At 71.7% G+C, this 13,088-nt stretch carries 14 protein-coding genes; 10 read left to right on the top strand and 4 right to left on the bottom strand.

The genetic code is table 11. The annotated features are described in order from the left end of the window. Positions 1-2: 2 nt before the first annotated feature. The gene (locus F1721_RS02045; RefSeq protein ID WP_170301322.1) at positions 3-752 is read right to left on the bottom strand and encodes an SDR family NAD(P)-dependent oxidoreductase; all 750 of its coding nucleotides are present in this window, start codon (positions 750-752) and stop codon (positions 3-5) included. A 258-nt stretch (positions 753-1,010) separates the two neighbouring features. Between F1721_RS02045 and F1721_RS02050 the strand changes: the two genes are divergently transcribed. Continuing rightward, a complete protein-coding gene (locus F1721_RS02050) occupies positions 1,011-2,513 on the top strand; it encodes a helicase HerA-like domain-containing protein (RefSeq protein WP_150064981.1) in 1,503 nt (500 codons plus the stop codon). A gap of 30 nt (positions 2,514-2,543) precedes the next feature. Here F1721_RS02050 and F1721_RS02055 read toward each other — a convergent pair whose 3' ends face one another. The 3 genes from F1721_RS02055 to F1721_RS02065 all read right to left on the bottom strand — a co-directional run bounded on the left by F1721_RS02055 (position 2,544) and on the right by F1721_RS02065 (position 6,658). Then, positions 2,544-3,587, bottom strand: coding sequence for a family 2 encapsulin nanocompartment cargo protein polyprenyl transferase (locus tag F1721_RS02055; protein ID WP_150064758.1), 1,044 nt, complete (start codon positions 3,585-3,587; stop codon positions 2,544-2,546). Between the two features lie 240 nt (positions 3,588-3,827). Continuing rightward, on the bottom strand, positions 3,828-5,213 hold the full coding sequence (locus tag F1721_RS02060) for a family 2B encapsulin nanocompartment shell protein (protein WP_211840283.1): 1,386 nt from the start codon (positions 5,211-5,213) through the stop codon (positions 3,828-3,830). Between the two features lie 35 nt (positions 5,214-5,248). Then, positions 5,249-6,658, bottom strand: a complete 1,410-nt coding sequence (locus F1721_RS02065) for a family 2B encapsulin nanocompartment shell protein (protein WP_425474392.1) — start codon at positions 6,656-6,658, stop codon at positions 5,249-5,251. A 593-nt stretch (positions 6,659-7,251) separates the two neighbouring features. Between F1721_RS02065 and F1721_RS02070 the strand changes: the two genes are divergently transcribed. The 9 genes from F1721_RS02070 to F1721_RS02110 all read left to right on the top strand — a co-directional run bounded on the left by F1721_RS02070 (position 7,252) and on the right by F1721_RS02110 (position 13,066). Further along, positions 7,252-7,503 carry a helix-turn-helix domain-containing protein gene (locus F1721_RS02070; RefSeq protein ID WP_150064760.1) on the top strand — a complete coding sequence of 84 codons (252 nt, stop codon included), beginning with the start codon at positions 7,252-7,254 and terminating at the stop codon, positions 7,501-7,503. Continuing rightward, on the top strand, positions 7,500-8,267 hold the full coding sequence (locus tag F1721_RS02075; RefSeq protein WP_150064761.1) for a bestrophin-like domain: 768 nt from the start codon (positions 7,500-7,502) through the stop codon (positions 8,265-8,267). The genes F1721_RS02070 and F1721_RS02075 overlap by 4 nt, the downstream gene beginning before the upstream one ends. Then, positions 8,267-9,418 carry a DUF6923 family protein gene (locus F1721_RS02080; RefSeq protein ID WP_150064762.1) on the top strand — a complete coding sequence of 384 codons (1,152 nt, stop codon included), beginning with the start codon at positions 8,267-8,269 and terminating at the stop codon, positions 9,416-9,418. Before F1721_RS02075 ends, F1721_RS02080 begins: the two co-directional genes overlap by 1 nt. Before the next feature lie 49 nt (positions 9,419-9,467). Then, positions 9,468-9,935: a DUF4442 domain-containing protein gene (locus F1721_RS02085; protein ID WP_150064763.1), complete on the top strand. Its 468-nt coding sequence runs from the start codon at positions 9,468-9,470 to the stop codon at positions 9,933-9,935. A gap of 134 nt (positions 9,936-10,069) precedes the next feature. Further along, entirely contained in the window at positions 10,070-11,077 is a 1,008-nt protein-coding gene (locus F1721_RS02090; protein ID WP_150064764.1) for a cation diffusion facilitator family transporter, read from the top strand. A 54-nt stretch (positions 11,078-11,131) separates the two neighbouring features. Then, the gene (locus F1721_RS02095; protein ID WP_150064765.1) at positions 11,132-11,419 is read left to right on the top strand and encodes an ArsR/SmtB family transcription factor; all 288 of its coding nucleotides are present in this window, start codon (positions 11,132-11,134) and stop codon (positions 11,417-11,419) included. After that, positions 11,416-11,799 carry a VOC family protein gene (locus F1721_RS02100; RefSeq protein WP_150064766.1) on the top strand — a complete coding sequence of 128 codons (384 nt, stop codon included), beginning with the start codon at positions 11,416-11,418 and terminating at the stop codon, positions 11,797-11,799. The genes F1721_RS02095 and F1721_RS02100 overlap by 4 nt, the downstream gene beginning before the upstream one ends. Positions 11,800-12,034: 235 nt before the next feature. Continuing rightward, positions 12,035-12,556 carry a COG4315 family predicted lipoprotein gene (locus tag F1721_RS02105; RefSeq protein ID WP_150064767.1) on the top strand — a complete coding sequence of 174 codons (522 nt, stop codon included), beginning with the start codon at positions 12,035-12,037 and terminating at the stop codon, positions 12,554-12,556. Between the two features lie 126 nt (positions 12,557-12,682). Beyond that, positions 12,683-13,066 (top strand): DUF7144 family membrane protein, encoded by a 384-nt coding sequence (locus F1721_RS02110; protein ID WP_246154030.1) that lies wholly within the window; start codon positions 12,683-12,685, stop codon positions 13,064-13,066. Positions 13,067-13,088 lie beyond the last annotated feature (22 nt).

A 13,088-nucleotide genomic window follows, 5' to 3' on the forward strand; every position in this document is an offset into this window, starting at 1 on the left:
GCTCAGATGGCGGTCATGCCGCCGTCGAGGACGAAGGCGCTGCCGTTGGCGAAGCGCGCCTCGGCCAGGAAGACGATGCCCTCGGCGACCTCCTCCGGGGTGCCCATCCGGCCGTCCAGCTGCCGCTGCTCCATGGCCTTCCGGGCGGCGTCGGGGTCCGGGGCGTCGGCCAGGATCTTGCCGATCCACTCGCTGGCCACCGTGCCCGGGCAGATCGCGTTCGCCCGGATGCCGCGATCGGCGTAGTCGACGGCGATGGAGCGGGTGAGCCCGATGACCCCGGCCTTGGACGCGCAGTAGGCGGCCCGGTTGCGCACGCCGACCACCCCGGCCACCGAGGAGACGTTGACGATGCTGCCGCCCCCGGCCGCCACCATCCGGGGCAGCACGATCCGGCAGGTCTCGAACAGCGCGGTCAGGTTCACCCCGAGCACGGCGTCCCAGTCCTCGCGGCTGGTCTCGGTCACCGTCGCGGCGACCCCGATCCCGGCGATGTTGGCCAGCAGCCGCGGTGTGCCGCCGAAGTGCTGCTCCGCGCGGTCCACGGCGGCCTCGAACGCATCGGCGTCGCGCACGTCGAGCACGACCGGCAGCGCTTCCGACCCCGCCGCGGCGACGGCTTCGGCGGCCCGCTCGGTCCCGGCGACGTCGACGGCCACGATCCGGTACCCCTCGGCGGCCAGCGCGACGGCGGTGGCGTGGCCGATGCCGGACCCCGCACCCGTGACGATGGCCGTGCGAACGTCGTGCAACGGACTCCTCCTGGTGCTCCACAGTGGACCGAAGGGGGTCGAGGTCTGATCATCCGACCACTGCACTCTAGGCGCGGGGTGGACCGCGCTGTCAAGGGAGGATTCCGGCTCGCGGAGCCGGTTGACGGCCGCTGTGCGGAGCGGTAAGCGCGGCCGCCGGACTCGCCGACGCATCGCACGTCCGGGTGGCTCGCCGGGGCCGCGACCGGGAGCGGACCTATGTTCGAAACCGGACGGACCGGCGTGCGGGAGGACGTGATGGCGGACAACGCGGCGCGGCAGATCGCTTCGGGCTACGCGACCGGAGGGGCTGCCGTCGAACTCGGTGCGGTGGTGGTGGACGGCGCGGTCGACGCCGGGGCGGCGGTGCGCATCCCGCTGGCCACCATGAACCGGCACGGCCTGGTCGCCGGGGCGACCGGCACCGGCAAGACCAAGACGCTGCAGCTGCTGGCCGAGCAGCTCTCCGACGCCGGGGTGCCGGTGCTGCTCGCCGACGTCAAGGGCGACCTCTCCGGGCTGGCCGAGCCCGGCGCGGGCGGCGACAAGGTGACCGAGCGCGCCGCCGAGGTCGGCGACGACTGGCGGGCCACCGCCTACCCGGTGCAGTTCTGGTCGCTGGGCACCCGCGGCCGCGGCGTGCCGATCCGCGCGACCGTGACCGGCTTCGGACCACTGCTGCTGGCCAAGGTGCTGGGGCTGAACGCGACGCAGGAGTCCACGCTGGGCCTGATCTTCCACTGGGCCGACGAGCACGGCCTGGCGCTGCTGGACCTCAAGGACCTGCGCGCGGTCATCCAGTACTTGACCAGCGACGAGGGCAAGGCGGAGCTGAAGGGCATCGGCGGGGTGTCGGCGGCCACCGCGGGCGTCATCCTGCGCGCGCTGTCCAACCTGGAGGCCCGCGGCGGGACGGAGTTCTTCGGCGAACCGGAGCTCGCGGTCGGCGACCTGCTCCGGCAGGTCGACGGCAGGGGAGTGGTGAACCTGCTGGAGCTGGACGACGTGCAGTCCGACCCGGTGCTGTTCTCCACGTTCCTGATGTGGCTGCTCGCCGAGCTCTTCGAGGAGCTGCCCGAGGCCGGTGACCTGGACCGCCCGAAGCTGGTGTTCTTCTTCGACGAGGCGCACCTGCTGTTCTCCGAGGCGTCCAAGGCCTTCCTGGAGCGCATCGAGCAGACGGTGAAGCTGATCCGCTCCAAGGCCGTCGGCGTCTTCTTCTGCACGCAGCTGCCCACCGACCTGCCCAACGCGGTGCTGTCCCAGCTGGGCGCCCGCATCCAGCACGCGATCCGCGCGTTCACCCCCGACGACCAGAAGGCCTTGAGCCGCACGGTCAAGACCTACCCGACCACCGAGCACTACCAGCTGGACCAGGCGCTGACCTCGTTGGGCATCGGCGAAGCGGTGGTGACGGTGCTCTCCGAGACCGGCGCGCCGACCCCGGTCGCCTGGACCCGGTTGCGGGCACCGCGGTCGTTGATGGGGACGATCGGCGAGGACGCGGTGCGCTCCAGCGCGGCCGGATCGCAGCTGTGGGGCCGGTACCAGGAGACCGTCGACCGCGAATCGGCCTACGAGCGGCTGGCGAACAAGGTCGCCGCCGCACCCGCCCCGGAGGAGCCGGACGAGGCCGCGGACAAGCCCGGGATCTTCCAGCAGGCGATGCAGAACCCGGCGGTCCGCTCGTTCTTCCGCTCCGCGGCCAGCGCCCTCGGGCGGGAGATCACCCGGGGCCTGTTCGGCAACCGCCGTCGGTGACCGCCGCCCGGGGCGGCGGTCACCGGCCGATCAGTGGTCGCGGTGGGTCATCAGGTGGGCCAGCGCGGTGAGCTGCTCGGCCGGGCGGGCCTCGAGGTCGGCGCGCCGCAGGTCGGCCAGGGCCGAGTTCAGCAGCTCGTCGGTCTGGTGCTGGCTCCAGCTGCGCCCGCCCGCCAGCGCGATCAGCTCGGCGGACTGGGCCAGGTCGCTGCCGGACAGCGGCTGGTCGCGGAGGTAGACGGCGGCCAACCGCTGCCCGGCGGGCGTGCCGGAGGTCAGCGCGGAGACCACCGGCAGGGTCTTCTTGCGGGTGCGCAGGTCGGAGAACACCGGCTTGCCGGTGATGGCCGGATCACCCCAGATCCCCAGCAGGTCGTCGACGTGCTGGAACGCCAGCCCGAGCCGCTCGCCGAAGCTGCGCAGCCGCGCGATCTGCTCGGTCTTGCCGCCGCCGAACATCGCCCCGAGCGCGCACGCGCAGCCCAGCAGCGCACCGGTCTTGTCGCGGGCCATCCGCTGGCACTCGGCCAGGTCCACGCTGCGGCGGTCCTCGAAGGACAGGTCGGCGACCTGCCCGTTGATCAGGTTCAGCACGGTCGTGCTCAACGTCCGCACGGCATCGCCGGACTCGGGGTGGCGGCACGCGCCGAGCACGTCGGCCGCCAGCGACAGCAGCGCGTCCCCGGCCAGGATCGCCGGGCCGCTGCCGAACACCGTCCACGCGGTGGGCCGGTGCCGCCGGGTGACGTCGCCGTCCATCACGTCGTCGTGCAGCAGCGAGAAGTTGTGCACCAGCTCCACGGCGACGGCGGCCGGGACCGCCACCGCCGGGTCGCCGCCGACGGCGCTGGCGGTGAGCAGCACCAGCGCCGGGCGCAGGGCCTTGCCGCGGTCGGCGCGCACCGGGTTGCCGTGCTCGTCCCACCACCCGAAGTGGTATCCGGCGACCTGCTGCATCCGGGTGGGCAACCGGTCGACCGCGGCCCGCAGCGCGGGCTCGACCATGGTGCGGCTGCGGGTCAGTGCCTCGTAAGCAGCGCCCGCCCGGCGGGCGTCCTGCTGCATGGTCGTCATCGGTCCGCCTCTCCGAGATTCGCAGTGGTGGTTGCGAGGGGCGTTGATCTCGCGTTTCGCGGTTTCTTGTGGCTGGGTTGCATCACGGTCCCCTGAGGTGCGGTTGAACAGGACTCCGGTTGACACGAGGAGCGTCAGAGTTCGAAGCGGTGGCGTGAGCCTGGTGACGGGCCCGTGACGCCGAGTTCGCCGATCGTGAGCGCGCAGCACCGCCGCGCGCTCACGACGAGTCGCGACCGATCAGCGGTTGGTCTCGACGTGCTCGAGGACGCCGAGCGCGTCCGGGACCAGCACCGCCGCCGAGAAGTAGGTGCTGACCAGGTAGGAGATCACCGCCCGGTCGTCTATCCCCATGAAGCGCGCGGAAACCCCGGGCTGCTGCTCGTCGGGGATGCCGGTCTGCTGCAGGCCGACCACCCCGCTGTCCTCCTCACCGGTGCGCAGGCACAGGATCGAGCTGGTGCCGCGGTCGCTGATCGGGATCTTGTCGCTGGGCAGGATCGGCACGCCCCGCCAGGCCCGCACCTGGCGGCCCTGCACCTCGGTGGTCTGCGGGTAGACCCCGCGCCGGGTGCACTCCCGCCCGAACGCGGCGATGGTGCGCGGGTGCGCCAGGAAGAACCGCGACTTGCGCCGCCGGGAGAGCAGTTCGTCCAGGTCGTCGGGGGTGGGCGGGCCGGTGCGGGTGTGGATGCGCTGCCGGAGGTCGGCGTTGTGCAGCAGGCCGAACTCGCGGTTGTTGATCAGCTCGTGCTCTTGGCGCTCGCGCAGGGCTTCGATGGTGAGGCGGAGCTGTTGTTCGGTCTGGTTCATCGGCTGGTTGTAGAGGTCGGCGACCCGGCTGTGCACCCGCAGCACCGTCTGGGCCACGCTGAGCTCGTACTCGCGGGGTTCGAGCTCGTAGTCCACGTAGGTCGCGGGCAGCTCCGGCTCGCCCGAGTGCCCGGAGGCGAGCGCGATCTCGGCCTCGCCGTGCTTGTTCTGCTTCGGCACCGGCCGTCCCCGGGTGGCCGCGATGTGCGCCCGCAGCTGGTCGAACCGGAGGTTGACCGCCTGCAGCGCCCGGCTGGTCAGGATGAGCGCGGTGCACGGCGTGACCGCCTTGTAGGTGTGCTGCCAGGTGCCCTCCCCGCCGAGCACGTCGGCGCCGAAGAACTCGCCGTCGGCGAGGACGGTCAGCGCGGCCTCGTCGCCGTACTCGGCGGTGCCGAGCTTGTTCACCTTGCCGTGGGCGATGAGCACGACCTGCTCGGCGGGCTGCCCGGCCCGCGCGATGGCCTGGCCCGGCTCGAACTCCTGCTGGATGAACCGGTCGGCGAGCGCCCCCAGCGCGGTGTCGTCGTCGAACCCGCGCAGCAGCGGGAGTTCGCGCAGCTCCTGGGGGATCACGCGCACGTCGGCGCCGGTGTTGGTGAAGGTGATCCGGCCGTCGCCGATCGCGTAGGTCAGCCGCCGGTTGACCCGGTAGGTACCGGCCCCGACGTCGACCCACGGCAGCATCCGCACCAGCCACCGCGAGGTGGTGCCCTGCATCTGCGGGACGGTCTTGGTCGTCGTCGACAGCTTGCGCGCTGCCGCGGTGCTCAGGCTCAGCGGCGATGCCTCGCCCGGTTCGGTCACAGTCACGATGTCCACTGCTCCTAGAGGTGGGTCGAGGTCGCTCACGCGCGGCCGAGCTCGACGTGCTCCAGCACACCGATCGCGTCGGGCACCAGCACGGCCGCCGAGTAGTAGGCGCTGACGAGGTAGGAGATGACGGCCTGGTCGTTGATCCCCATGAACCGCACGGACAACCCGGGCCGGTACTCGTCGGGGATGCCGGTCTGGTGCAGCCCGACCACGCCCTGGTTCTCCTCACCGGTGCGCACCAGCAGCACCGAGCTGGTGCGGGTGTCGCTGACGTGCAGCTTGTTGCACGGCAGGATCGGCACGCCGCGCCAGGAGGGCACCTGGTGGCCGTTCAGGTCGATGCTGTGCGGGTAGATGCCGCGCTTGCTGCACTCCTGCCCGAACGCGGCGATGGTGCGCGGGTGGGCCAGGAAGAAGCCGGGGTCCTTCCACACCAGCGTCAGCAGCTCGTCGAAGTCGTCGGGGGTGGGCGGGCCGGTGCGGGTGTGGATGCGCTGCCGGAGGTCGGCGTTGTGCAGCAGGCCGAACTCGCGGTTGTTGATCAGCTCGTGCTCTTGGCGCTCGCGCAGGGCTTCGATGGTGAGGCGGAGCTGTTGTTCGGTCTGGTTCATCGGCTGGTTGTAGAGGTCGGCGACCCGGCTGTGCACCCGGAGCACGGTCTGCGCGACGCTGAGCTCGTACTCGCGGGGTTCGAGCTCGTAGTCCACATAGGTCCCGGACAGCTGCGGCTCGCCCGCGTGGCCGGACGCGATCTCGATGTCGGCCTCGCCGTGCGGGTTGTGGCGGCGCCTCGGCTCGGCCAGCGTCCGCTGGACGTGCTCGCGCAGCACCTCGGAGTGGCCGTTCATCTCCCGGAAGGCCTGGTGCCGCAAGGTGAGCACGGTGCAGCGGGTGACCGCCTGGTAGGTGGAGTTCCAGGTGACCGGATCACCGCTGAGCACGTGCGCGCCGAAGAACTCGCCGTCGGCGAGCACGCCGAGCACGGTCTGGTCGCCGTACTCGCCGGTGCCGATTTTGTTGATCTTGCCGTGGGCGATGAGCACGACCTGCTCGGCGGGCTGCCCGGCGGTGGCGATCACCTGGCCCGGTTCGAACTCCTGCTGCACGAACCGGTCGGCGAGCGCGCCGAGCACGTCGTCGTCATCGAGGCCGCGCAGCAGCGGGATCTCGCGCAGCTCCTGCGGGATCACCCGCACGTCCGCGCCGGTGTTGGTGAAGGTGACGCGACCGTCGCCGAGGGTGTAGCTCAGGCGCCGGTTGACCCGGTACACGCCGCCCGCGGCCTGCACCCAGGGCAGCATCTTCAGCAGCCAGCGCGAGGTGATGCACTGCATCTGCGGGACGGACTTGGTCGTGGTCGCCAGATTTCGGGCCGCCGCCGTGCTCAGGCTCAACTGCGGGGCCTCGGTCTCGCCGGGGTTGAGCGGTTCGGTCCCAGTCACGCCAATACCACCAATCATCTCGGTCGCTGAGTTCGGGCAGCTGAATTGCGCTGAGGATTGTTTTCGCCGGAATGCGGAATGGTTCGAATGAAATGGCTCGCCGGTTCCCGGGGTGCCGTCTTCCTTGCTGCCGACGGCGACGTTAGCACCGCTGATCACGACCGTACAGTCACCCGAAAGTGCTGCTCGTATCGGTAAAGTTCGTGGTAGTTCGCGGGTTTCGGGTCACCTGGAGCGCGGCTTGCGCAAAACGCTGCGTAATCGTCCCGGGCATCGGTGTCCGACAATTCAGCGGCGGTCCACCTGCTTGCACTAGGCCGTTCCGGCGATCTTGGAATATTCCCGGGGCATATTGCTCCGGGCGGGCGAACTGATCCGCTCCCGCAGATTCCACGAATCGGACTATCTGTGCTCCGTCCAATTCGGAGTACTGTTCGGCCGCGGAGGAACCGCGTTCTTCGCGGTGTTTCCCTCGGAAATTCTGAAATCGTGTCGAGCGGGCTGCAACGCCCGCTCTCGTGCATCAGGAGGCGGGCGAGCGTGTGCGCAAGCGGCATCCGGTCCGGGCAGATCGAGTGGGAGGCGATGTCGTCGTGAAGTGGAACCTGCGGTTGGTCGCGGCCCAGCGCGGTATCTGGAAGGCCGCCGAGCTGCAACGGCTGCTCGCCGAGCACGGCCTGGTGGTCTCGGCCGGGAAGATGTCCGGCCTGTGGTCCAAGACCCCGGCCAGCCTCAAGCTGTCCGATTTGGACATCATCTGCACCGCGCTGGGCTGCCAGGTCGGCGAGCTGCTGGTGCCCGAGCCCGTGGTGGCGCGCGGCGAAGCCCTCCGGAGCGCCGAGTGAGCACCTACGTGCAAGGCCTCATCTGGGTCCTGAGCGCGTCGGTGGCCGCGGCCCTGGTCGGCTACCTGGTGCGCCGGCTCGGGCAGGACGAGGGGAGGCCGAGCAACAACGACGCGGCGGGCCAGGTGTTCACCATCGTCAGCGGCCTGCAGGCGGTGGTGCTCGCCTTCGTGCTGGTGACCCTGTTCGACACCGTGACCGACGCCCGGGAAGGGGCCTACCGGGAAGCGCAGAGCCTGGTCTCGGTGGCCTGGGCGGTGGACTCGCTGCCCGATCCGGCCGGTGCCGAGGTCCGCGATCTCGGTGCGGGCTACCTGCGCACGGTCGTGGAGCAGGAGTGGCCGATCATGCAGCGCGGCGGTGAGGTGGCCGGGCCGGGCTGGTCCCAGCTGGACCGGATCCGCGAGGTGGTGCTGCACGCCCCGGCCGAGGGCGAGTTCGAGGAGGACCGCAAGACCGAGGCGACCACCCAGCTCGGCCAGGTCTACGAGGAGCGGCACGAGCGGCTGACCCGGGCCTTCGACCGCGGCGTGGTCGCGGTGGTGTGGTTCGTGCTGATCGTGGGCAGCGTGGTCTGCGTGCTGCTGCCGAACCTCTTCGGCGGCACCAGGCTGTTCCCGCACATCGTGCTGGTGTCCACATTGGCCGGTGCGCTGGCGCTGCTGCTGTTCGCGATCTTCCAGCTGCAGAACCCGTTCAGCGGCGGCTCGCGCATCGGCCCGGAGGCCTTCAGCTGGGCGCTCGAGCGGCTCGGGCGAAGTTGATGCGGTGGGCTGCGGCAGCGGCGGCGGCCCTGGTGCTGCTGGCGTCGGTCGCCTGGGTGGCCGGCGCGGCGGCGGTCCCGGGGTGCTCGGTGCTCCAGATCCGCAACCGCGGTGGTCTCTCCACTCTGCACCGGGTGGACTTCCCGGCCGCGGACAGCACCAGGTTGGACGCCCCGGGCTACCGGCTGAACGCGCTCGGCTACTCGGCACCGCAGCGCGTGGTGTACGGGATGGCCTCGCGCGGCGCCTCGGGGCCGTTCCCGGACGGCGGGCACGCGGTGGCGGTGACGCCCGACGGGCGGACCCGCGACCTGGGGCCCGTCCGCGCCGGGCGCGAGGGCTCCTGGTGGCACCCGCTGCGCGCGCCCTCGGCCGGGGCGGTGTCCGGGAACCGCTGGTACCTGGTGGAGGACGGCTACCTGCACGTGGTGGACGTCGACCCCGGGAGCCGGACGTACCTGGAGGTGCTCTCGACGGTCGGCGTCGAGGGGCTGGGCTGGCCGATGTCGCTCGACGACTTCGACGTGGACCCGGTCGACGGCCAGCTCTACGGCATCTCCGCCACCAGCACCGGGGTGGCGGCCGTGGTCCGGCTGGACCGCGGTGGCCGGGTGGTGGCGGTGACCGAGGTGCCGGAGCTGCCGCCGCTCAGCTACGGATCGGTGGTGATCGGTCCCGACCGCGCGCTCTACGCCACGGCCGACGAGTCGGGGGCGGTGTACCGGGTGGAACGGGACGGTTCGGCGACGTGGCTGGCGACCGTGCTCCCGATGGCGAGCTCGGACGCGGCGGGCTGCCTGACCGGGGACCCGCCGGACCCGCCGCCGACGACCGCACCGCCGCCGCCGACGACGACCGCACCGCCGACCACCTCGCCGGCGAGCGAGCCGCCGGTCCCGCCGTCTGCCGAGCCGCCGTCGAGCAGCTCGGTTCCGGAGCCCGGCCTGCCCCCGGGACCGAGCCCGACGCCGGAACCGCCGCCGCCCAGCCCGCCACCGGCACCTCCGACGCCGGGCAACTACGCCGTGCCCACGGAGGAACCCGAGGTGGAGACCTCCGGTCACACCACGGAGGAGAAGCGGCGCTGGGCGCTGGCGGCGCTGGTGCTGCTGATCGGCGGCAGTGCCGCGGTGCGCCGGTTGGCGCGGTGAGCGGGCCGGTGTTGGCAGCACAAGTTACCGATGAGTAGCATCGGTGCCCATGACGACCGAGACCGCTGCCGCGGATTCCTTCGACGTCGGCGCCATGCTGTCCCAGACGGTGCCGATGGTGCGCACGCTGAACCTGGAGTACGTCGAGATCGCGCCGGAGCGGGCCGTGCTCCGCCTGCCCGACCAGGCGGAGTTCCACAACCACGTGGGCGGTCCGCACGCCGGTGCGATGTTCACCCTCGCCGAGTCCGCCAGCGGCGCCATCGTGATCGCGGCGTTCGGCGACCAGCTGCACCGCGCGACGCCGCTGGCCGTCCGCTCCGAGATCGACTTCAAGAAGCTGGCCATGGGCGAGGTGACCGCCACCGCGGTGCTCGGCCGCCCGATCGCCGACGTGCTGGCCGAGCTGGACGCGGGCGAGCGCCCCGAGTTCCCGGTCCAGGTCAGCATCCAGCGCGCGGACGGCGCGGTCACCGGGGAGATGTCGATCACCTGGACGCTGCGGCCCAACGGCTGACCCGACGTCCCGCGGCGGTTCCACTGTGGATCGCCGCGGGAGGTCCGCAGCTGCGATTCCCTTGCACTAGCAGCGTTGTCGCACGCCCGGTCGCGGTCCTATGGTTCGGATGTCGCCGAACCCGAGGAGTCCGGATGCGACCGAAGCGGGCCAGTTCTGGGCACGGGCACGGGCACCGGTGGGCTCGGCTGAAGCACGCCGTCACCCCGCACAGCCACGACGCCGTCGAATCCGTCGACCGGGCGCTCGAAGCCAGCCGGAAGGGCGTGCGGGCGCTGTGGATCTCCTTCGCCGCCCTGGCGGTCACGGCCGTCGGCCAGGCCGTCCTGGTCGCCTTCACCGGGTCCGTCGCGCTGCTCGGCGACACGCTGCACAACTTCGCGGACGCGCTCACCGCGGTTCCGCTCGCGGTCGCCTTCCTGCTGGCCAGGCGCGCGGCCACGCGCCGGTTCACCTACGGCCTCGGCCGCGCCGAGGACCTGGCCGGGCTGATCATCCTCGTGGTGATCGGCGCATCGGCCGCGATGGCGGCCTGGGAGTCGGTGGCGCGGCTGGTCTCCCCGCAGCGCGTCGACCACCTCGGCTGGGTGGCCGCGGCCGGGCTGCTCGGATTCGCCGGGAACGAGCTGGTCGCGCGCTACCGCGTCCGGGTCGGCCGGGAGATCGGCTCGGCCGCGCTGGTCGCCGACGGCCTGCACGCGCGCGCCGACGGCTTCACCAGCCTCGCCGTGCTGGGCTCGGCCGCCGGTGCCGCGCTGGGCTGGTGGTGGGCCGACCCGGTGGTCGGGCTGCTGATCACCGCCGCGATCCTCGCGGTGCTGTGGAGCTCGGCCAAGGAGGTCTTCGCGCGCGTGCTCGACGCCGTGGACCCCGAGCTCGTCGGGCGCGCTGAGCGCGCGCTGGCCACCACGCCCGGTGTGCGGGGCGTCGGCGGCCTGCGGCTGCGCTGGGTCGGCCACGCCCTGCGCGCCGAGGCGGAGCTGGAGGTGGACCCGCGGCTCAGCCTCGCCGAGGCCCATCGCATCGCGCACGAGGCCGAACACCGCCTCTGCCACGCGCTGCCCAGGCTGGGCGGCGCGCTCATCCACGCCCACCCGTCGGGGCACCAGGAGGCGCACGAGCTGGTCGCGCACCACCGCTGACGACATGCAAGTCGCTGCTTGCACGCAAGCATTCACTTGCCTATTGTGGTCCGCGTGAGCGACGTGTTCAAAGCGCTGGCGGATCCCACTCGGCGGGCGATCCTCGACGAACTGGCCGATCATGACGGCCAGACCCTGTTCGAGATCTGCGGTCGGCTGACCGGCAAGCACGGGCTGGGGTCGTCCCGCCAGGCCATCTCGCAGCACATCGACGTGCTGGTGGAGGCGGGGCTGGTCGAGACCCGGCGGGACGGTCGTTACAAGTTCCACCACCTGAACACCGGTCCGCTGGCACACCTCACCGACCGGTGGCTCAAGCCAGAAGCGGAGGAGACCCCTTGAAGATCTACGTGACCAGCGTCTTCGTCGACGACCAGCGCAAGGCGCAGAAGTTCTACACCGAGGTGCTCGGCTTCCGGACCAAGCGCGACATCCCGATCGGCGAGGCGAGCTGGCTGACCCTGGTCTCGCCGGAGGCCCCGGACGGCGTCGAGCTGCTCCTCGAGCCGGACGGCCACCCTGCGGTGAAGCCGTACAAGGAGGCCCTGGTCAACGACGGCATCCCGGCCACCTCGTTCCAGGTCGACGACGTGCGGGCGGAGTTCAAGCGCCTCACCGAGCTGGGCGTGCGCTTCACCCAGGAGCCGACCGAGATGGGTGATGTGACCGCTGCGGTCTTCGACGACACCTGCGGCAACCTGGTCCAGATCGTGCAGATGTGATCAGCCGGGGCGCCCCTCCGCCGGAGAGGGGCGCCCCGCTCGTCCGAGGACCAATGGCCCTTCCCGGCCTCCGGGAGCGGAGTCATCCTCAGTGCTGTTGTGCAGTGGCACGGCGGAGCTCCGCGACGCCCGCGGGAGCTCGGTCCGTTGTGCGCGCGGCTTTCCGGCGAACTGGGGGGCACGTTCGCGGGGCGCGCCATCTTCGACGACACCGCCCCGGTCGCAGGGAGGCCCGATGCGCCGCTTCATCCGAGATCGCGCGGCTGCGCCGCGGAGCATCGGACTGATCGGAAGCGCGCTGTTCGTGGCCGCCGCGTGCGTGCCCGGCGGTGAAGAACCGGCGGGCAGCGGAGTCGGCACGCCCCCGCCGCCGGAAACGGCACCGCCGGTCACCGGAGGTGCGGTCGTGGTCCGCACCGAGCAGGTGCCCGGCCTTGGCCCGGTGCTGACCGGCCCGGACGGCCGCGCGGTGTACCTGTTCGACCAGGACGGTGAGTCGAAGCCCACCTGCGTCGACGGCTGCGCGCGGGACTGGCCCCCGCTGACCGCAACGGCCCCGCCGGAAGCCGGACCGAACGTGGACCCGGCCCTGCTCACCACGACCCGGCGCCAGGACGGCGCGACCCAGGTCGTCTACCACGGACACCCGCTGTACTACTACGTCGGCGACGACGTCCCGGGTCAGGCGAACGGCCACGGAGTCCGCTCGGCGGGCGGCTACTGGTACGCCCTCTCACCCGCGGGCAACCGCATCTGACGCGCCCGCACCCGGGGCTTTCTTCCCTGGAACGGGCACTCCAGCTCCTGCACGGTGGGTTCACCGGAGCGAATCCGGGGCCGAGCCGGGGAGGTCGTGATCATGGCAACTCGTGGAGCCGGGCGCATGCGGACGGGCTGGGTGGGGTGGGTGTACTTCGCGGCCGCGGTCCTGCTGGTGATCGGCGTCATCCAGATCGTCAACGGCGTGATCGCCTTCGCCCACTCGGGGACCGTGCTCACGCCCGCCGGGACCGAGATCCGCGTCAGCTACGGGACGATCGGCTGGAGCTACCTGATCACGGGTGCGGTCCTCGCCGCCACCGGCGTGGGGCTGCTCAGCGGGCGCACGTGGGCACGCGTGGTGGCGGTCGTGCTCGCGGTGATCAGCGTGCTGGCGAACATCGCCTTCTTCGCGGCGTACCCGCTCTGGTCCGCCGTGGCGATCGTGCTCAACGCGGTGGTGATCTACGCCCTGGTCGCGCACGGCAAGGAGATGGCGCCCCGGTAGCGCAGGTCGGGTACCGGAGGTG

It is taken from the genome of Saccharopolyspora hirsuta (assembly GCF_008630535.1).
Lineage (GTDB): Bacteria > Actinomycetota > Actinomycetes > Mycobacteriales > Pseudonocardiaceae > Saccharopolyspora > Saccharopolyspora hirsuta.

Coding starts and splice junctions, on each gene's coding strand:
- F1721_RS02080 (WP_150064762.1), top strand. CDS start 8,267: ATGCGGTGGGCTGCGGCAGCGGCGGCGGCCCTGGTGCTGCTGGCGTCG.
- F1721_RS02050 (WP_150064981.1), top strand. CDS start 1,011: ATGGCGGACAACGCGGCGCGGCAGATCGCTTCGGGCTACGCGACCGGA.
- F1721_RS02085 (WP_150064763.1), top strand. CDS start 9,468: ATGACGACCGAGACCGCTGCCGCGGATTCCTTCGACGTCGGCGCCATG.
- F1721_RS02105 (WP_150064767.1), top strand. CDS start 12,035: ATGCGCCGCTTCATCCGAGATCGCGCGGCTGCGCCGCGGAGCATCGGA.
- F1721_RS02055 (WP_150064758.1), bottom strand. CDS start 3,587: ATGACGACCATGCAGCAGGACGCCCGCCGGGCGGGCGCTGCTTACGAG.
- F1721_RS02090 (WP_150064764.1), top strand. CDS start 10,070: ATGCGACCGAAGCGGGCCAGTTCTGGGCACGGGCACGGGCACCGGTGG.
- F1721_RS02110 (WP_246154030.1), top strand. CDS start 12,683: ATGCGGACGGGCTGGGTGGGGTGGGTGTACTTCGCGGCCGCGGTCCTG.